The sequence below is a fragment of the Bacillus sp. KICET-1 genome, from assembly GCF_027721405.1.
Lineage (GTDB): Bacteria > Bacillota > Bacilli > Bacillales > Bacillaceae > Bacillus > Bacillus velezensis.
Genome location: NZ_CP113515.1, coordinates 3917844 through 3935715 on the forward strand (window position 1 = coordinate 3917844; position 17872 = coordinate 3935715).

Annotated in this window: 18 protein-coding genes and 2 pseudogenes; 11 read left to right on the forward strand and 9 right to left on the reverse strand. The window is 47.3% G+C overall.

Annotated features, from left to right (window positions below; genetic code table 11):
* Positions 1–25: 25 nt before the first annotated feature.
* Positions 26–295, reverse strand: coding sequence for an excalibur calcium-binding domain-containing protein (locus OVA33_RS19635; RefSeq protein WP_003155168.1), 270 nt, complete (start codon positions 293–295; stop codon positions 26–28).
* 195 nt (positions 296–490) lie between these two features.
* Here OVA33_RS19635 and OVA33_RS19640 point away from each other — a divergent pair, with 195 nt between their 5' ends.
* Entirely contained in the window at positions 491–1201 is a 711-nt protein-coding gene (locus tag OVA33_RS19640; RefSeq protein ID WP_017417404.1) for a YrpD family protein, read from the forward strand.
* 228 nt (positions 1202–1429) lie between these two features.
* On the opposite strand, the gene OVA33_RS19645 is transcribed toward OVA33_RS19640, so the two are convergent.
* From OVA33_RS19645 to OVA33_RS19660, 4 genes are all read right to left on the reverse strand, one after another.
* Entirely contained in the window at positions 1430–1939 is a 510-nt protein-coding gene (locus OVA33_RS19645) for a MepB family protein (protein WP_123117709.1), read from the reverse strand.
* A 122-nt stretch (positions 1940–2061) separates the two neighbouring features.
* A complete protein-coding gene (locus OVA33_RS19650; protein ID WP_017417402.1) occupies positions 2062–2433 on the reverse strand; it encodes an iron chaperone in 372 nt (123 codons plus the stop codon).
* A gap of 26 nt (positions 2434–2459) precedes the next feature.
* Positions 2460–2828 (reverse strand): iron chaperone, encoded by a 369-nt coding sequence (locus OVA33_RS19655; protein WP_012117235.1) that lies wholly within the window; start codon positions 2826–2828, stop codon positions 2460–2462.
* Positions 2829–2973: 145 nt separating this feature from the next.
* Positions 2974–3552 (reverse strand): competence protein ComK, encoded by a 579-nt coding sequence (locus OVA33_RS19660; RefSeq protein WP_003155179.1) that lies wholly within the window; start codon positions 3550–3552, stop codon positions 2974–2976.
* Positions 3553–3866: 314 nt separating this feature from the next.
* Between OVA33_RS19660 and OVA33_RS19665 the strand changes: the two genes are divergently transcribed.
* The gene (locus OVA33_RS19665) at positions 3867–4100 is read left to right on the forward strand and encodes an IDEAL domain-containing protein (protein WP_007610478.1); all 234 of its coding nucleotides are present in this window, start codon (positions 3867–3869) and stop codon (positions 4098–4100) included.
* Between the two features lie 30 nt (positions 4101–4130).
* Here OVA33_RS19665 and OVA33_RS19670 read toward each other — a convergent pair whose 3' ends face one another.
* Positions 4131–4988 carry an SDR family oxidoreductase gene (locus OVA33_RS19670; RefSeq protein WP_007610477.1) on the reverse strand — a complete coding sequence of 286 codons (858 nt, stop codon included), beginning with the start codon at positions 4986–4988 and terminating at the stop codon, positions 4131–4133.
* 124 nt (positions 4989–5112) lie between these two features.
* Between OVA33_RS19670 and OVA33_RS19675 the strand changes: the two genes are divergently transcribed.
* The 7 genes and pseudogenes from OVA33_RS19675 (at position 5113) to OVA33_RS19700 (ending at position 11892) form a co-directional block, all read left to right on the forward strand.
* Positions 5113–6636, forward strand: coding sequence for an FAD-dependent oxidoreductase (locus OVA33_RS19675; protein ID WP_014417355.1), 1524 nt, complete (start codon positions 5113–5115; stop codon positions 6634–6636).
* Positions 6637–6758: 122 nt separating this feature from the next.
* A pseudogene (locus OVA33_RS20740) lies at positions 6759–7292 on the forward strand (protoglobin domain-containing protein); the annotation flags it as partial.
* 243 nt (positions 7293–7535) lie between these two features.
* Entirely contained in the window at positions 7536–8051 is a 516-nt protein-coding gene (locus OVA33_RS20745; RefSeq protein WP_369719112.1) for a methyl-accepting chemotaxis protein, read from the forward strand.
* Positions 8052–8181: 130 nt separating this feature from the next.
* Positions 8182–8739, forward strand: a complete 558-nt coding sequence (locus OVA33_RS19685) for a biotin transporter BioY (RefSeq protein ID WP_003155185.1) — start codon at positions 8182–8184, stop codon at positions 8737–8739.
* Between the two features lie 11 nt (positions 8740–8750).
* Complete coding sequence (locus OVA33_RS19690) at positions 8751–10187, forward strand: acyl-CoA synthetase (RefSeq protein WP_128974047.1); 1437 nt, start codon at positions 8751–8753, stop codon at positions 10185–10187.
* Positions 10175–11266, forward strand: coding sequence for an acetyl-CoA C-acyltransferase (locus tag OVA33_RS19695; protein WP_017417398.1), 1092 nt, complete (start codon positions 10175–10177; stop codon positions 11264–11266). Before OVA33_RS19690 ends, OVA33_RS19695 begins: the two co-directional genes overlap by 13 nt.
* A 50-nt stretch (positions 11267–11316) precedes the next feature.
* A complete protein-coding gene (locus OVA33_RS19700; protein WP_017417397.1) occupies positions 11317–11892 on the forward strand; it encodes a histidine phosphatase family protein in 576 nt (191 codons plus the stop codon).
* 15 nt (positions 11893–11907) lie between these two features.
* On the opposite strand, the pseudogene OVA33_RS19705 reads toward OVA33_RS19700, so the two are convergent.
* Positions 11908–12781 (reverse strand): annotated as a pseudogene (locus tag OVA33_RS19705) (ABC transporter substrate-binding protein).
* A gap of 488 nt (positions 12782–13269) precedes the next feature.
* Here OVA33_RS19705 and OVA33_RS19710 point away from each other — a divergent pair.
* Positions 13270–14418 (forward strand): S8 family peptidase, encoded by a 1149-nt coding sequence (locus OVA33_RS19710; protein ID WP_061862038.1) that lies wholly within the window; start codon positions 13270–13272, stop codon positions 14416–14418.
* Between the two features lie 44 nt (positions 14419–14462).
* Here OVA33_RS19710 and OVA33_RS19715 read toward each other — a convergent pair whose 3' ends face one another.
* Positions 14463–15713, reverse strand: coding sequence for a M48 family metallopeptidase (locus OVA33_RS19715; RefSeq protein ID WP_071181680.1), 1251 nt, complete (start codon positions 15711–15713; stop codon positions 14463–14465).
* 154 nt (positions 15714–15867) lie between these two features.
* On the opposite strand from OVA33_RS19715, the gene OVA33_RS19720 reads away from it, so the two are divergent.
* Complete coding sequence (locus tag OVA33_RS19720) at positions 15868–16263, forward strand: YhfM domain-containing protein (protein WP_007409201.1); 396 nt, start codon at positions 15868–15870, stop codon at positions 16261–16263.
* Between the two features lie 47 nt (positions 16264–16310).
* On the opposite strand, the gene OVA33_RS19725 is transcribed toward OVA33_RS19720, so the two are convergent.
* A complete protein-coding gene (locus OVA33_RS19725) occupies positions 16311–17852 on the reverse strand; it encodes a fatty acid--CoA ligase family protein (protein WP_007409202.1) in 1542 nt (513 codons plus the stop codon).
* Positions 17853–17872 lie beyond the last annotated feature (20 nt).

The following is a 17872-nucleotide window of genomic DNA, read 5'->3' on the forward strand; positions in this document are numbered from 1 at the left end:
AGCCTCTTTAAAGAGGCTTGTTTTTTTATTTCTCACATGCAATATAGTCTTTATCTCGGTCAAGTCTTTTATTTGCATTGTAAAGCGCTTTTGATACATACGGCTTGTACTTTGTTCTGCCGCCCTTGTTTTTCACTTTCGACGATTTGGCCACACCGCCCTTATACACCTTATTCAGCGCCTTGCAGTTTTGATACGTTTTTACCTTTGTTTTCGCTTCTGCCGTCTGCCCCGCTCCGTATGAACAACCGAACACCAGACCGAAAGACAAAAGCACAGCTGCCGTCTTTTTCATTTCTATCCTATCCCCTTTCCTGAATCATGCTGTATTGCTGAACATATCATAGTTCAAATAATCTCCATTTACAAGATAAATAGGAAAATAGTTTTAATTTACGTCCGCCCGTATATCTTTTATGGAATTTTTCCCAAAACCTTTTATAATATGAATTGATAGCGCTATCTGACTATGATGATAGGAGGAGAAATGATGATGAAAAAAGGGCTTCTTGCGGGTGTGCTCACTACAGCCGTTCTATTCGGCGCATGTACGGCGGATATTCCGGGGGTGATCAGTCCCAAAACGGCGGAAGCGGCGTCCCAGCTCAGCAAAGGAATCGGCGGAAGGGCCTACCTGAACAGCACGGGCTCAGTTCTCGTCACGAAAATTCAGCTTCCAAGCTCGATTCAGGTGTCAAATGGGACAGCCTATATTTACTCAGGATTTACCGGAGGCACAGAGGCTGATATCGGGCTTCAGTACAGTGACACCTATCATGTATGGAAACCGATCATGAAAGTCGGTTCAAAGGGGCAAGGCCAGGTCCGGTATCTGGAAGGAGAAAGCCAATTCACCTATACGAAAGGCTTCCGGCCCGGCAGCACCGTACAGCTGACCATTTACAAAAATCTGAACGGCAATACCCGCGCCACATATTGGGGCACGAATAATGACGGATACACCGGCCGCATCATCTCAGAACTCGCCCAAACAAATGTAGGCTCTGTCTCAAAATGGAAAGCGCTCGCCACCGTCGCGGTCACATCAGAGGATCAGCGCCCTTACATCAAATCAAACTTCTCAACAGCCTTTACGAACATCTCGATCGACAATAAAGCAGTCACCCCTGTGATTGATACACAGGATTTTGCCAAATTGACAGTGTCAGGCAGCAGCGTCAGCATGTCTGTCGTCAAATAAAGAATGTTGAACGCACGATTTCTGACATCGTGCGTTTCGTGAGGGTCTGCCGGATACGCAAATCCCTTATTTTTTGGATTACGTTTAATAAACAAACTCTGTTACATTCAAAATGTCGATTTCTATATAACAATTAGAGGAACCTCATTTGTTGAGGTTCCCCGTTATTCTCCAACTCACGCACCGGTTAACTTCACATACTGTCAGCCGGCTCAGGGCTGTCCAATTTTAGTTAGAATATAGCTTTAACAGGTCTTGTGCTGGAAAACGATCTGCATCGTTCGCCTCAACAAAATATGCCAACTGCCATTTTTGTGTTTTGATAGCTTGTTTGCTAGTGGGATTTTCCCATTTAGGGTAAACTCTAATTGCCATTTTTCCTTTTGCAGCGGCTGTTTTAAGGATATTTTGCTTTACAAGAACTTCTTTTGGAAAAACAAATTGTCCAAAATGATGATTACCGGCAAAAGTATTGATAACCAATAAATCAGCAGCTTTTTCATATGAAAAGGCTTGGTTTTTACCATCTCCATCTTTTTCCCAAAAAGCAACAAACTGTCCTATCTTGTTAGGCGTTATTTTTGCGACTCTGAATCGAACTGATTTTGAATGCAGTTGAAACATACCGGCCCCATACTCTGAATTTTGAGCTTCTTCTTGAATATCATGTATCGTTAAGTGATTTGGTTCATAAAAAATTTTATTTACATGTGTTAACGCCTTATAAAATTCATTCACTGCTTCGTACTCCTTATTTTTTATAGTACGTCATCCATTGCTTCTTGATTAAAATGGGCTGATCATGTGTTTCCAATAAAAAAACAGCCCTCCTCAGGGTTGTTTTTTTAACATTTCTTTCATTATTTCCGCCAAAATGCTGAGCAGTCCGCCTTATCCTGAATATTGAATTGAATCATGCGTTCAAGCAGATCATAATGCACTGGTTCAGTCCATTGAATTCTGAACAAACGGGAAGTAGCGCTGTAGCCGGCACGGGCAATGTCGTCGGCAAAATGCGCAATTCCCGCTTCTTCGGGGGAAACACTTACATGATGCTTTGCTGCCGCAAAGCCGATAATAAAGGTGCCGTGATCCGTAAACATCGGCGTGTTCCACTTGATCTGCGCTTCTAAGTTCGGAAATCGGTCAGCCGTCCACGACAGGATTTCCTCCATTCGCAGACGATGATCAGGGCTGTCGATACTTGATAAATAGTCTTTGAAAACGTCCATGTCTTCCTCCTTCAACATCACGTCCGCTAGCGCCAAAACCCCGGATTTTCAGCTTTTTCCTTGATGTTAAATTCGATGATCTTCTTTAGCAGATCATAGTGCACCGGATCAGTCCATCGAATTCTGAAGAGGCGCGAAGAAGCGCTGTACCCGGCTTGAGCGATGTCATCGGCAAAATGCTCCATCGTCTCTTTTTCAGGTAAAATGCTCAAATGATTTTTTGCCGCGGCAAACATAATGATATAGGTGCCGTGATCGGTAAATGTCGGTTTGTTCCACTTGATCTGCGCTTCTAAGTTCGGAAATTGGCCAGCCGTCCACGACAAAATTTCCTCTGCCTTGAGACGGTGATCCGGGTTATCGATTCCTGATACATATTTTGCGAACACATCCATGCCCATCTCTCCTAAAATGAAATATCATTACTCTTTACATCATCATAGCCAACAGACGGACACGATACAACTCTATACCGGCATGTAAATCGAAAAAAGCCCTCCCCAAAAGGAGAGGACCCGTCCCTTCACATCACAGCTCTCTCTAATATCTCTCCCCCAGCTCCCGCAAAATAAAGTCGTAGATCATTCTTGTCCGCTCTTCTTTCGGATACAGCATGAATTCCTGCCGCTTCGGGATATGACTGCCCATCCTGTCCTGAAAAGTGGTTCTGAGATAGGCGGTTCTGTAAACCTGATTTTCAAAAGAATGATAGGATACTTCCAGTTCCATCGTTTTGCCGTTTGAGAACGTGACCGCTGTGTCATCAAATGCCGTCGGTTGAAAATCTTTAACGTGCACATGAGATATCCAGCCGCATTGAGGCCTTGCAGAAGAAAGTGTAGGGAATAAAAAGATGTGATTTGAAGGGTCCACCATAATCGGCGGCTTGTGAGAAATTTTAATCGCTTCATATGTTCCTGCTTTTCTCCCGGCATAGCTGGAGCCAAAGTAGCGGCAGCTTCTGTCGATGATGTGAATCGGCTTCATGCTGACATACAGAATGCAGTCTTTTTCAATGACCTTCGACCCCATTTTACCGTCTATTTCCTCAGGCAAAACAGCGATGGTTGAACGATTTACTTCGTAGCTTTCTAAGGGTGCGTGTGTTTTCTGGCACATGATGTGCAGCCTCCAATCCTTTTCTTGAAAATTTATACTAATAATCTATCATCTGTCATTGGAAAACGACAGGTTTTTTTTGAATATAGCTAAAAATCACCTTTTAAAGCTGTAATTTAGTCTTAAATTACTATTTAAATATTATTTTTCTTTTTCATTTCACCTCATTATACAATGATCATTTTCGTTTTTTCGTCAATTTGCAGGATATGTCGATATATTTCCAAGTATTAGTTGTCTAAAGATTATAAAAATTAATTGATTTTTCCGGCCGTTATCCATATACTATAAAAAAGGCATTGGGGGGATTCTTTATGAAAGAGAAAAAGTCGTACACTGAGCTCATGAAGTCCCGCAACACGCAAAAAGCAAACGAATTCGATGTGACAATGGCCGATATTTACATTCAAATGGTGCTTGATGAATCCTTGTATAAACGCCGGATCGCCATGCTGACAATGCAGATTAATAAGGCGCTTGATGATAAAAATAAAGAAGCGTTCCTCACGCTTTCAAAAGAATATGCCGCACTCAAACAGAGTGAATAAGCCAATCCATATGGATTGGCTTTTTTTACATTATCCGTTTACGATGGTGCCGCCGTTCACATGAATCGTCTGGCCCGTGACATATGAAGAATCATCGCTTGCTAGGTACAAATAGCTCGGCGCCACTTCAACAGGCTCTCCCGGGCGCTGCATCGGCACGTCTGAGCCGAAGACTTCCACTTCCTTCGCCGAGAAGCTCGCCGGGATCAGCGGCGTCCAGATCGGCCCCGGCGCCACTGCGTTTACCCTGATGCCCTGAGTGACAAGAGATTGGGAAAGAGATCTTGTAAACGTGACGATCGCCCCTTTTGTCGCTGAATAGTCAATCAATGTTTTGTGGCCTTTATAGGCGGTAATGGAGGCCGTATTAATGATTGAACTTCCTTTTTTCAGGTGAGGGAGCGCGGCTTTCGTTAAGTAAAACATTGAAAAAATATTCGTCTGAAACGTTCTGATGAGCTGGTGGCTCGTGATTTTCTCAATCCCCGGCTGCACGTGCTGCTCACCCGCGTTGTTGACCAGGATGTCAATGGAAGGAAAGGCTTGGCCCGCCTGGCGGATGACATCGTTGCAGAAGGCTTCGTCTCCGACATCCCCTGCGATCAGCAGACACTTCGCCCCCTCTTTTTCTACATATTGCTTCGTCTCTTCGGCATCCTGATGCTCATCAAAGTAAACGATGACCACATTAGCGCCTTCCTTCGCGAATAAAACGGATACGGCGCGGCCGATCCCGCTGTCTCCGCCCGTGATGATCGCCGTTTTCCCTTCAAGTTTTTTCGCCGCTTTCGGTTTGTCAAAAACGGGGCGCGGGTCCATTACATATTCAAAGCCCGGCTGCCGGTTTTGATGCTGCGGCGGCAAGGTTTTCTTCTTCTGATTAGCCATTTTGATCACTCCTTTACATTAATTACTATATTATGAGTAATTTGAGCAACTTATACGAATTTCATGTATGAACAGAGTCTTATTGGAAAAATTAAGAATATACAACAGAGGAGGTAAATCTGAATTGACTACTTTTTCAAACGAGGAACCGGCTTCCTATTGGAAAGCAACAGCTGACATTCCTTCCTTTCCCGCCCTCACTGAAGATACGGAATGTGACGTTGCGGTTATCGGCGGAGGAATTACGGGCCTGACAACGGCATACGAACTGACGAAAAGAGGTTTCCGTGTCGCTGTCATTGAAGCAGACCGGATTTTAAACGGGACGACCGCGGGCACGACCGCAAAAATCACCGCCCAGCATGATTTCATCTATGCCGATCTTATTCAGCAGATCGGACAGACCAGCGCAAGGCTGTATTTCGAAGCCCATCTCCGCGCCATGGAAGACATGAAGCAGATCATCAAGGACCTTTCGATTGACTGCAGACTGATTGAACAAGACGCATATCTTTACACCAATACAGAATCAGGCGCCAAAAAAATCCGCAGTGAGCAGGAAGCTTATACCAAGCTCGGTATTGAACACGAGCTTGTGAAAGAACTTCCCGTCCCCGTTGATTGCAGGCTCGGCCTCGCCATGAAGAATCAGGCGCAATTCCATCCGCTTTTATATGGCGCGGCGCTCGTCAAAGAGATCGTCAAAAACGGGGCGCGGATTTTTGAACAGACGGCTGCGATCGACATAAAAAAAGAACCGCAGCCGGAAGTGGTCACGAAAAACAGACACGGCATCAAGTGCAGCTACATTGTCTGCTCTTCCCACTTTCCTTTTTATGACGGAGGCGGGCTTTACGCCGCCAGAATGTATGCCAGCAGATCCTACGTACTCGCGGTAAAACCGAAACAAGCGTATCCGGACGGGATGTATCTCAGCATAGACAAGCCGTCCAGATCACTGCGATACACCGATTTGAACGGTGAAAAACTGGTTCTTGTCGGCGGCGAAAGCCACAAAACAGGCCAAGGAAAAGAAATGTCCGAGCATTACGAAGCACTGAAACAATTTGCGGAAGACACAATCGGAGTTGAAAGCATCCCATATCATTGGTCTGCACAAGACCTTGTCACCATTGACAAAATTCCGTTCATCGGTCCCATCTCGGGCGATGAAGAACATATTTTGGCGGCGACCGGTTTTAAAAAATGGGGCATGACAAGCTCAGCGCTCGCCGCGAAGCTTTTGGCTGATCATATTCAAAACAAAAAGAACCCGTTTTCCGGCCTGTTTATTCCGTCACGCTTCCACGCAGATCCGGGACTGAAAAAACTGATTTCCTATAATGCCGACGTGGCCAAACACCTTATCTCGGGCAAACTTGAGAGGCCGGACGCTTCACCTGAGACTCTTCGGCCCGGGGAGGGAAAAATCGTAACGGTAAACGGCAAACGGGCCGGCGCCTATAAAGATGAAAAAGGCTGTCTGCATCTTGTTGATACGACTTGCACCCATTTGGGCTGTGAGGTCGAATGGAATGACGGCGAACGGACGTGGGACTGTCCTTGTCACGGGTCCCGGTTCACACCTGACGGCGGGGTTGCCGAAGGTCCCGCCATCAAGCCGCTGAAGCGCCTCAGCCAAGATTGACTAAACCATTCTGTACGAATGGTTTTATTTTTTTCCGCATTAAAATATTTTTATCAGATTCCTTCATTCAAGTTCCTTCCATACCGATAAAAAGAAAAAGAGAATATCTGGGGGAACTTATATTGTTATTTAAAAAAGACCGCAAAAAAGAAACAGCTTATTTTTCAGAAGCCGATGGAAAAAAACGCATCGCGCTTTCAAATCAATATGCAGATGTCCAAAAACAGCTGAAAATGGTCAGGCTCGGAAACGAAGAACTTCATGTGCTTGAAGAGCTGCAGCCGTTAATTAAAGAACATATCTCAACAATCGTCGATTCCTTTTACCGAAATCTGGATCACGAAAAATCATTAATGACGATCATTAACGACCACAGCACGGTCGAGCGCCTAAAAAAAACATTACGGCGTCATATCCATGAGATGTTCGCCGGCACGATTGATGATGAATTCATTGAAAAAAGACAGCGCATCGCTTCCATCCACTTGCGGATCGGCCTTGAACCGAAATGGTATATGGGAGCGTTTCAGGATCTGCTTCTGTCGATGATGAACATATATGAAGCAGCAATTCCGGATTTGCATGAGCTTTTAAAAGCGATCAAAGCGACGACGAAAATATTGAATCTTGAACAGCAGCTCGTCCTTGAAGCATTCCAGAGCGAATATAACTGCCAGCGTGACGAACAAGAGGAAAAGAAAGCCCGTCTTCATCAAAAAATCCAGGAAACATCCGGATCACTCGCTGATTTGTTTTCAGAAACGAGCAGAGCCGTGCAGGAGCTGGTCGATAAATCCGAGGGCATTTCCGAGGCGTCAAAAGCCGGCACCGTCACTTCCGTACATGTCGAAGAAAAATCAATCGGCGGGAAAAAAGAGCTTGAAAGCCAGCAGAAGCAGATGAATAAAATCGACGCCAGCCTTCTGCAGATTGAAGAAGAAATGGACAAGCTGAATGACATCGCCCAGCAGATCGAAAAAATCTTCGGCATCGTGACGGGGATCGCCGAGCAAACGAATCTCCTGTCGCTCAACGCTTCAATAGAATCCGCGAGAGCCGGAGAGCACGGCAAAGGGTTCGCCGTTGTGGCGACGGAGGTAAGAAAGCTTTCAGAGGATACGAAAAAAACCGTTTCCACCGTATCAGAGCTCGTGAACAACACCAATACACAAATCAACATCGTGTCCAAACATATTAAAGATGTCAACGGACTTGTAAGTGAAACGAAAGAAAAAATGACGCAGATCAACCGTCTGTTTGATGACATCGTCCAAAGCATGAAAACGAGCAAAGACCAGACAGGCAAAATCGACGTTGATTTGCAGGCCTTTCTCGGCGGCCTTCAAGAAGTCAGCCGCGCCGTTTCCCACGTTGCATCATCCGTTGATTCACTTGTTATCCTTACAGAAGAATAAAGATAAACCGACCGGCCTTTTTCATAAAGGGCCGGTCTTTTTAATGTTAACTTAAAATATAATAGAGTTGACATATATAAAGACTCGCTTTATTGTATAAACATATTTTGATAAGCTGGAGGAATACATAATGAAATTGACAGAAATGATGCATATTGCCGTGTTTACCGCTATTATGGGGCTTTTGGGGCTGCTCCCGCCGCTTTTCTTATCTTTTACGCCGGTTCCGATTACGCTCCAGACGATCGGTGTGCTCTTATCGGGAAGCATCCTAAAACCGAAAGCGGCGTTTTTAAGCCAATTGCTTTTTTTGCTGATTGTGGCATGCGGAGCGCCTCTCCTTTCAGGCGGCAGAGGCGGGTTCGGGGTTTTTTTCGGGCCGAGCGCCGGATATCTCATCGCATATCCGCTGGCGGCATTACTTCTGAGCCTCAGCATCCAAGGCCTTCGCTCAGCTGCTGTCCCCCATTTGTTTATCAGACAGTTCTTGTTCGGTGTGCTGTTTTTATATGTCATCGGCATTCCCGTTCAGGCTTTTATGATGCACATTGATATCTTGACTGCCGTAAAGCTCAGCCTCATCTATGTGCCCGGAGATCTGCTTAAAGCGGCCGCAGCCTCATTCGCAGCCGTAAGAATCAGAAAAACTCTTCAAGCAAGCCGGCTTTTGCCGACGAAAGGAAGCTGATTTTAGTCATCATGATTACATCATCATATTCAGATACAGCCGGACAAGCGCCGGAACAGATCGCAATTCAGACAGAAACAGAACAGATCAACTATCAAACTTGGAACAGGCTGGTAAACCAAACCGCAAACTGGCTTGGCAGCCTTTCAGATAAGCCCGAAAACATTGCAATATTACTGCCGAACGGCATCCCATTTTTACAACTTTTCGCAGGGGCGGCGCATGCCGGCTGCACGGCGGTTCCGTTAGATCCCCGCTCGGCAGCGGCGGAACTCGCGGACCAGCTGCACATCAGCAAAACCGACCTCGTCATCTGTGACCGCCGGCTGAGCGGCAGACTGGACGGCGTCAAAACGCCTGTCATCCTGTGGGATGAATGCAGGCCTTTGATCGAGGCGGAAAAAACGGAAGGCGCTTTTATCGAAAACGCCGGCCTGCCCTTTTATACCGGATTCACCTCGGGATCGACCGGTAAGCCGAAAGCCTTCACCCGCTCTCACCGTTCGTGGCTGGAGAGCTTTTCTTGTACGAAACGTGAATTCGGCATTTCCCCTGATGACAAAGTGCTGGTACCGGGCACGCTTCGCTCGTCACACTTTTTATACGGCGCCGTCAGCACTTTGTTTATCGGCGGAACCGTCATCCTTCAAAGAAAATTCAATCCGGCCGGAATGAAAGACCGGCTCAGACAAGCTGACGTTCTATATACCGTGCCGACAATGACGGATGCCCTGCTCTCACTGGAGGCGTTTCCGGATACACCGCTCAAGGTGATTTCTTCCGGTGCAGACTGGCCCGCTTCGTCAAAACAAGCGCTGTCAGAGCGCTATCCCCATTTGCGGTTGTACGATTTTTACGGAACGTCCGAGCTGAGTTTCGTGGCGTTCTTATCGCCTGAAGACAGCGCCCGAAAGCCTGACGCGGCGGGCCGCCCGTTTGAAAATGTTACAATCGAAATCCGCCGCCCCGGAGGAGAACGCTGCATGCCGGGCGAAACGGGGAAGATTTTTGTGAACAGCCCGATGAAATTTTCCGGATACATCAACGGCGCAAAACCTGATGATTCCGGCTGGATGACGGTTGATGACATGGGATATATCGATCGTGAAGGCTATCTTTATATCGAAGGACGTGAAAACGGGATGATCGTATCAGGCGGCCTGAATGTATTCCCTGAAGAGATAGAACGTGTGCTCAACCGCTGTCCGGGCGTCAGAAAAGCGGCCGTCATCGGCGTTCCTGATGATTATTGGGGCAGCATCGCCGTTGCGGTGATCGACGGACATGCAAATGTAAAGGAACTGAAGAAACAGTGCCGCGAGCAGCTGGCGGCATATAAAATCCCGAAAAAGTGGCTGTTTTCAGAAATACCGGAAACAGCCGGCGGAAAGATCGCCCGTGCCGCCGTACAAAAGCAGGCAAAGGACATGATGGAATGGAAGCTGTAATTACGGATGCGAAACGGACGATTTTCGCCCGGGAAAACGGCCTGTTAAAAGACTGTCTCCCAGAAGATTTGGCAGCTCCGCTGATTCGCCATTTGAGCCGAAACATGCCCGAAGACATTGATGAAGTCCTGATCGGAAACGCGACGGGCCGCGGCGGGAATCTCGCCCGGCTGTCAGCCTTGGCCGCCGGACTTCCTTTGAGCGTGTCCGGTACGACCATCGACAGACAGTGCGGCTCCGGACTGGACGCCGTGAGGGTCGCGTGCCACTTTGTTAAAGCCGGCGCGGGGAGCATGTACATCGCGGGAGGAGCGGAGAGCAGCAGCCGTTCCCCTTTCTCATCCCGGGCGCGCTTTTCTCCTGAACACATCGGCGATCCTGATATGGGCATAGCGGCCGAGTATACGGCACAGGCTTACGGCGTAACGAGAAAGATGCAGGACGAATATGCCCTTCTCAGCTATGAACGGAGCGTCAAAGCGCACGAAGACGGCTTGTACCGCCGGGAAATTCTTCCCTGTCACGGATTCGCCGCTGACGAAAACATGCTGAAAAAGCGGAACATGGAGCCTCTCATCTCCCGTGCCAAACCCGTCTTTCAGTCCGGAGGCTCTGTCACCGCCGCCAACAGCTGCGGAATTTCTGATGGGGCGGCGGCAGTTTGTGTGATGGAAGAACAAAAAGCGCGGTCTCTCGGTTTAAAGCCAAGATTGCGTTTTATCGGAAGCGCGGTAAGCGGCGTCCATCCGCATTATCCGTCAGCAGCCCCGGTTTATGCCGTCAAAAAGCTTTTGAAGGAACGGAACCTGTCACCGGATGATATTGATATATACGAAATCAACGAGGCGTATGCCGTCAAAATATGCGTTTTTTCACAGCAGCTTCAAGTGCCGTATTCTAAAATAAATGTCCGGGGCGGCGCTCTGGCCGTCGGGCATCCGTACGGGGCTTCCGGGGCGGCGCTTGTCACCCGGCTTTTTTATGAAGCAAAAAGACGCCCGGATTCCCGCTACGCAGCAGCTGCGATCGGCAGCGGAGGCGGAGTCGGACTGGCGCTTCTCTTTGAAGTGTTAACGTAACGGCAGTATAATAGATGATATCGATAAAAAATGATCGGAGTGGAGACTTTATGACTGCCGTTTGTTTAGTAAGACATGGAGAGACTGATTGGAATGCCCAAAAGAAGCTCCAAGGCAAATCGGATATTCCGTTAAATGCGACGGGAGAGCGTCAGGCGAAAGAAACAGGAGAGTACTTAAAGGGGTCCGAATGGGATGTCATCGTCTCAAGCCCGATGAAACGGGCCAGAAAAACAGCTGACATTATTAACGGGTTTTTGAATCTTCCCATTGTTGTCATGGAAGATTTCAGAGAACGGAGCTACGGTGATGCGGAAGGAATGTCCTTACCGGAACGGTCGAAGCGCTACCCGGATAAAAACTACCCGAATATGGAGACAGCAGAAGAGCTGACAGACAGAATGCTTGCCGGTTTAGTGAAAGTTCAGGAGCGGTTTCCTGAGCAAAAAGTACTGATCGTCGCTCACGGCGCAGCCATTCACGCCCTCTTGTCCGCCATTTCTGACGGTGATACCGACATACAAAACGCAAAGCTTGTCAATGCGTGCCTGAGCAATATCGAACGAATTGAAAATAAGTGGCGCGTCAAAGATTACAATATAAGCAGCCACCTATCAGAATCATAACAAAAAGGCCCGAATTCAGTTTTGGGCCTTTTTGGCGAGCATTTTTTTCTGAAGATCATGTAATATGGCGTCCGCACCGTCAATGCTCCGGCGCTCCGTCCATACCGCCCTGTCCGCGCGGTAAACGTGTCCGTTTTTTACGGCTGTCAGCTGTTTCCAGAGGTGATTTTTTTCGAGTTCTTTCTCACCGTCCAACAGTACGATGTAATCAGGATCGATATGCAAAAGCTGCCCGGGCGTCATTTTGAAAGAGTCTGATTTCCCGCCGGAATCCGTCTGGACCGCATATGTAAACCCTGCGAGCGTCAAAAGCCGGGACGTGAAAAACCGGTCATCCTTTACGGAAATGCTGTCATTTGCAGCGTCAATTAATAAAATCGTGCCGCCTTCTGCATCCAGCTTTCTTTTGATGTCATTCAGCTTTTCTTCCTGAGCCGACAATTGTTTCTCTATGATGCCATCTTTACCGACCGCCTTTTCAATAGTAAGGGCAGCGTCAACCGCATCCTGATAATCCGCAGCTTCATTTTGTAAAGCGATTGTCGGAGCGATCTTTGTCAGCTCATGGTATATCCCCTTGTGAAGGCTTGAGTCTGCAATGATGAGATCGGGCTTTAACGAAGTGATCTTTTTCAAATCGGGATGTGACGGGAGCCCGACGGACGGACTGCCGTCGTTTCGCTCTGCCCGGTCATCCGCCGCGGCCGCCGGCTTTATACCGAGATCATGGAGGGTATCAATAAAGCCCTCATTCAATACGGCGATGCGGGTGCGCAGCCACATGCGCCGTCCCCAGATCGTGCCTGACGGCGGTTTCATGTTCCTGTTCTGAGCATGCCGTTATGAAGAGAACGGATAAGATCATCAGCATACTGAAAATTGGTTTCATCTGTTCCTCCTCTTTCATTTTTCCGCAATTATATCATTGACAATATAAGTATCAATGATATTCATTATCATTATTTTTATAAAATGGTTTCACAGCTTTTCTCCGTCAAGAAAGCCGAAGACTGATTCATGCCGGCCGCTTTATTTCATTCCGCTTTCGTTTCCATCAGACTTCTGCATTCAACAAAAGGTGACATTTATCCTGTTTTTGCCGCAGCTTCCAAAAATGGAATCAAACCGTTCGACCCAGCAAACAAGAGAGCGATCGCGGCTGTGTACAAATACTCATGTCCTTCCATCGGTTTTTTCCATTAAAATTTAAATATTTCGGGTTCCTATTAAACGAAAGAGAGATGATATACCTAAATAGAAATAAAACAAACTGAAAAAATTGGGTCTACTAAAATATTATTCCATGCTATACAATTAATCCACAGAATAATCTGTCTATTGGTTGTTCTGCAAATGAAAAAAAGGAGAGGATAAAGAGTGAGAGGCAAAAAGGTATGGATCAGTTTGCTGTTTGCTTTAGCGTTAATCTTTACGATGGCGTTCGGCAGCACGTCTCCTGCCCAGGCGGCAGGGAAATCAAACGGGGAAAAGAAATACATTGTCGGATTTAAACAGACAATGAGCACGATGAGCGCCGCTAAGAAAAAAGATGTCATTTCTGAAAAAGGCGGGAAAGTGCAAAAGCAATTCAAATATGTAGACGCAGCTTCAGCTACATTAAATGAAAAAGCTGTAAAAGAGCTGAAAAAAGACCCTAGCGTCGCTTACGTTGAAGAAGATCACGTTGCACAGGCGTACGCGCAGTCCGTGCCTTACGGCGTATCACAGATTAAAGCCCCTGCTCTGCACTCTCAAGGCTTCACCGGATCAAATGTTAAAGTAGCGGTTATCGACAGCGGTATCGATTCTTCTCATCCTGATTTAAAGGTAGCAGGCGGAGCCAGCATGGTTCCTTCTGAAACAAATCCTTTCCAAGACAACAACTCTCACGGAACTCACGTTGCCGGTACAGTTGCGGCTCTTAATAACTCAGTCGGTGTATTAGGCGTTGCGCCAAGCGCATCTCTTTACGCTGTAAAAGTTCTCGGCGCTGACGGTTCCGGCCAGTACAGCTGGATCATTAACGGAATTGAGTGGGCGATCGCAAACAATATGGACGTTATTAACATGAGCCTCGGCGGACCTTCTGGTTCTGCAGCGTTAAAAGCGGCAGTTGACAAAGCCGTTGCTTCCGGCATCGTAGTCGTAGCGGCAGCCGGTAACGAAGGCACTTCCGGCGGCTCAAGCACAGTGGGCTACCCTGGTAAATACCCTTCTGTCATTGCGGTAGGGGCAGTTAACAGCAGCAACCAACGAGCATCTTTCTCAAGCGTAGGTTCTGAGCTTGATGTCATGGCACCAGGCGTCTCTATCCAAAGCACGCTTCCTGGAAACAAATACGGCGCGTACAATGGTACGTCAATGGCATCTCCGCACGTTGCCGGAGCGGCTGCTTTGATTCTTTCTAAGCACCCGAACTGGACAAACACTCAAGTCCGCAGCAGTTTAGAAAACACCACTACAAAACTTGGTGATGCTTTCTACTACGGAAAAGGGCTGATCAACGTACAGGCGGCAGCTCAGTAAAACATAAAAAACCGGCGTCGGCCATGGCCCCGCCGGTTTTTTTATTATTTTTCTTCCTCCGCATGTTCAATCCGCTCCATGATCGACGGGTGGCTCCCTCTGAAGATTTTGACGAGAAACGGCGGGTTGACCCGGCTCAGTCCCGTATCGGCCAAGTCCTGAAACGTCTCAATCGCCGCTTCCCGGTTTCCGGTCAGCTCGATGCCGTAACGGTCGGCGGCGTTTTCCTGATACCTGGAGACGGCATTCGTAATCGGATCAGAAGCAAAACTGAGAACGGATATGAGGAGCAATAACAGCGGGAGGGCGGCCAGATCTTCAGGCCCCTTTATATGGAGCATTCGGCCGAAGAATTTGGACAGCCGCTTATAAAGCTTGTCAATGATATAGAACCCGGCTAATGACAGCAGCAGATACCCGGCCAGTCCGATGTACACGTGCTTCATCACATAGTGCCCCATCTCATGCCCCATAATGAACAAAATTTCCCGATCCTTCAGTTTGTTAAGCGTCGTATCCCACAAAACGATTCGCTTATTCGAACCGATCCCCGTCACATACGCATTCAGCGCATTCGTTTTCTCCGACATATTTACTTCATAAACATGGCTGGCCGGAATGTCGGCCTTGTCGGCAAGCGACAAAATTTTGCTTTCCAGCTCCTTGTCTTTCAGCGGATAGAAATCATTGTATAAAGGATCAATCACGACCGGCTGCAGGAAAAACAAAAACAGGGTAAACGGCACAGTAAGACACCAAGCGTAAAACCACCATTTTTTTGTATGCTTTGTGATCAGCCAGTAAAACACAAGCACACACACGGCAAACAGCGGAAAGCTGATCCAGAAATCAATGACATGGTCTCTTATCCAGCTTGCTGCTGTCTGCGTCGAAATATGATACGCAAGCGAAACCCGATATCCGATCCACTCAAGCGGAAGCGAAGCCGCCGTAACGATGAGTGAAATCACAAATACGAAGCTTACGATTTGCAGCACCCGAAAACGCACCGCTGCTTCCAGCCAATGCTTTATTTTTTTGGCAAGCCCCGTAATGAGCAGCAGAAAAAATAAAAACCAATCTAACGGCGCTCCGATGAAAAATAAAAAATCCTTTACATTTGAAAAGTTTTCAGCGGCTGCCAGGCGGCCCGGGTCCATAAACGAGGACGGATCGGCTTTCGTTCCCTTTACGGCCTCCGGGACGGCGGAGTCTCCTGTCATAAAGAAATACCAATAGAAAAAAAGGCCGTACAGCACATAGGCAATTCCCGCTGCCGCTATCCATTTGCGCATGGAAGTCTCCCTCCTTAGCCTTATGACTTACTCCTATTGTAAGCATAAATGCAAATAAATAGAACCAAGCCTCCGAAACGGATGTTAATCTTTTCACAACAGAAAAGAATGGAACAACAGGAAGCGGGAAAGACTAAAAGACGGAGTGATGAATATGAAAAAAATAATCGCGTTTATTGTAGTAATCGCCCTTTTGGTTATTGCTTTCTTCTATGTATACAGCCGGACCGGCGATGTGTTTCCATCAAGCAACGCAGATCTGATTATTCTGTCTGAGCACGGAAAAAAAGAAATCAAAATTAAAGACAGGCAGAATGTAAAAGATATGCTCGATATCTTGAACCAAGGAAAACAAGTCAAACTGACCAAAAGCGTGTCTCCCGATTACGACGGAACGGTCAAATATCATGAAGACCGTTTTGATTCATTCAGCATGTGGCTCGAAGGCGGCAATTATATGATGTACAAGTATAAAAACACGTATTACAAACTGACCCGGCATGATACGAAGCTTGTGCAAAGCATCATTAAGGAAGAATCGCAGAGCTGACCGGATCAGCATGTAAAAGCGAAGCCCCCGGCTTCGCTTTTCGTCCGTCATTTCGGAAGCATGTCCCGGACCGCCCGTCTCAGCAGCTTCCCGGTCGCGTTCTTCGGAATCTCATCAAGAAAAACCACTTCCGCCGGCCGTTTATATTTTGCCAAATGTGTTTCACAGTAATCAAAAACCGCCTGCTCTGTCAGCTCACCGTCCCCAGGCACTATATAAGCATGCACCGCTTCCCCCGTTTTGGCGTCAGGAACGCCGATGACCACGGCTTCTTTAATGCCCTCATGGCTGTAGAGCACTTCTTCTACTTCGCGCGGATAGACGTTGTATCCGCCGACGAGAATCATATCTTTTTTTCTGTCGACGATATAAAAATAACCGTCTTCATCGCGTTTCGCCAAATCACCCGTGTACAGCCAGCCGTCTTTCAGCGCGTGCTCCGTCTCCTCGGGCATCTTGTAATAGCCTTTCATCACATTCGGCCCTTTCACGATCAATTCTCCCACTTGATGGTCGGGCAATTCGCGTCCGAGTGTATCGACGACTTTATTTTCGACATGTAAAATATTCGTCCCGATCGAGCCCGGCTTTCTCCCCCGGTCAAACGGATTAAAACAAGTAACCGGAGACGCTTCAGAAAGTCCGTATCCCTCCAGAATGGTGACGTCAAAGGTTTGTTCAAACGTCTGCAACAGAGCGACCGGCATGGAGGCGCCGCCTGAAATGCACAGTCTGACGGACGCAAAATCCTCCGCCTTGCCGTGTTCATATTGATACAGATAGTTATACATCGTCGGAACGCCGGCAAAAATGGTTGCCTGACGGCTTTTAATCAGTTTAAATACAGAAGCCGGGCTGAATTGCGGCTCGATTAAGACACACGCTCCGCTCATCAGAGGCGCATTCATACAAACGGTTAAACAAAAAACGTGAAACATCGGCAATGCCGCCACAATTTTGTCTTTCTCATTCATTCCTAAGTATCCGGCGACATCATTTGCATTGGAGAAAAGATTCTGATGGGTGAGCATGGCGCCTTTCGGTTTTCCGGTCGTCCCTGAGGTGTATAAAATGACGGCAGTATCATCTTTTGACAATGTCGGATAAGTTCTGCTGCGCTCCGCCGGGCGAAGCATTTTTGTAAACGTTGTCATTTTTAAGCGCAATTGAGGGTCTTCTGTCGATGGAGCGTTCTCTGCTGTCTGGCTGATAATGATATGCTCCAGCAGCGGCAGCGAGCCGTGCAGGCTTTCAAATACGGGAATTAATAGGTCGATGCCGGCGATCGCTTTGACATCGCCGTTTTTCAGCATGTATGCGATTTCTGAAGGTGTATATGCCGGATTAACAGGTATGACGACAATTCCCGCTTTTAACGCGCCGAAAAACGCAATAACAAAGTCAGGCGTATTTCCGAGCAGAAGCGCGAGATGATCCCCTTTTTTCAGTCCCCTGTCCTCCAAGCCGTTTGCAAATGCTTTGATTTTACCTGCCAGCTCCTCATACGTCATGTACTGATCTTGAAACAGACAAGCTGGTTTTTCCGGTTTCTGCGATGCCGTTTCTTCCAATTTGGAAACCAGATTCATTTTCCCACCCCTTTAAAAAT

What these genes read in the sequence shown, in the direction of transcription:
- OVA33_RS19635 (WP_003155168.1), bottom strand. Translation starts at nt 295, where the DNA reads ATGAAAAAGACGGCAGCTGTGCTTTTGTCTTTCGGTCTGGTGTTCGGT.
- OVA33_RS19640 (WP_017417404.1), top strand. Translation starts at nt 491, where the DNA reads ATGATGAAAAAAGGGCTTCTTGCGGGTGTGCTCACTACAGCCGTTCTA.
- OVA33_RS19650 (WP_017417402.1), bottom strand. Translation starts at nt 2,433, where the DNA reads ATGGACGTTTTCAAAGACTATTTATCAAGTATCGACAGCCCTGATCAT.
- OVA33_RS19655 (WP_012117235.1), bottom strand. Translation starts at nt 2,828, where the DNA reads ATGGATGTGTTCGCAAAATATGTATCAGGAATCGATAACCCGGATCAC.
- OVA33_RS19660 (WP_003155179.1), bottom strand. Translation starts at nt 3,552, where the DNA reads ATGTGCCAGAAAACACACGCACCCTTAGAAAGCTACGAAGTAAATCGT.
- OVA33_RS19665 (WP_007610478.1), top strand. Translation starts at nt 3,867, where the DNA reads ATGAAAGAGAAAAAGTCGTACACTGAGCTCATGAAGTCCCGCAACACG.
- OVA33_RS19670 (WP_007610477.1), bottom strand. Translation starts at nt 4,988, where the DNA reads ATGGCTAATCAGAAGAAGAAAACCTTGCCGCCGCAGCATCAAAACCGG.
- OVA33_RS20745 (WP_369719112.1), top strand. Translation starts at nt 7,536, where the DNA reads ATGAATAAAATCGACGCCAGCCTTCTGCAGATTGAAGAAGAAATGGAC.
- OVA33_RS19685 (WP_003155185.1), top strand. Translation starts at nt 8,182, where the DNA reads ATGAAATTGACAGAAATGATGCATATTGCCGTGTTTACCGCTATTATG.
- OVA33_RS19690 (WP_128974047.1), top strand. Translation starts at nt 8,751, where the DNA reads ATGATTACATCATCATATTCAGATACAGCCGGACAAGCGCCGGAACAG.
- OVA33_RS19695 (WP_017417398.1), top strand. Translation starts at nt 10,175, where the DNA reads ATGGAAGCTGTAATTACGGATGCGAAACGGACGATTTTCGCCCGGGAA.
- OVA33_RS19700 (WP_017417397.1), top strand. Translation starts at nt 11,317, where the DNA reads ATGACTGCCGTTTGTTTAGTAAGACATGGAGAGACTGATTGGAATGCC.
- OVA33_RS19715 (WP_071181680.1), bottom strand. Translation starts at nt 15,713, where the DNA reads ATGCGCAAATGGATAGCGGCAGCGGGAATTGCCTATGTGCTGTACGGC.
- OVA33_RS19720 (WP_007409201.1), top strand. Translation starts at nt 15,868, where the DNA reads ATGAAAAAAATAATCGCGTTTATTGTAGTAATCGCCCTTTTGGTTATT.
- OVA33_RS19725 (WP_007409202.1), bottom strand. Translation starts at nt 17,852, where the DNA reads ATGAATCTGGTTTCCAAATTGGAAGAAACGGCATCGCAGAAACCGGAA.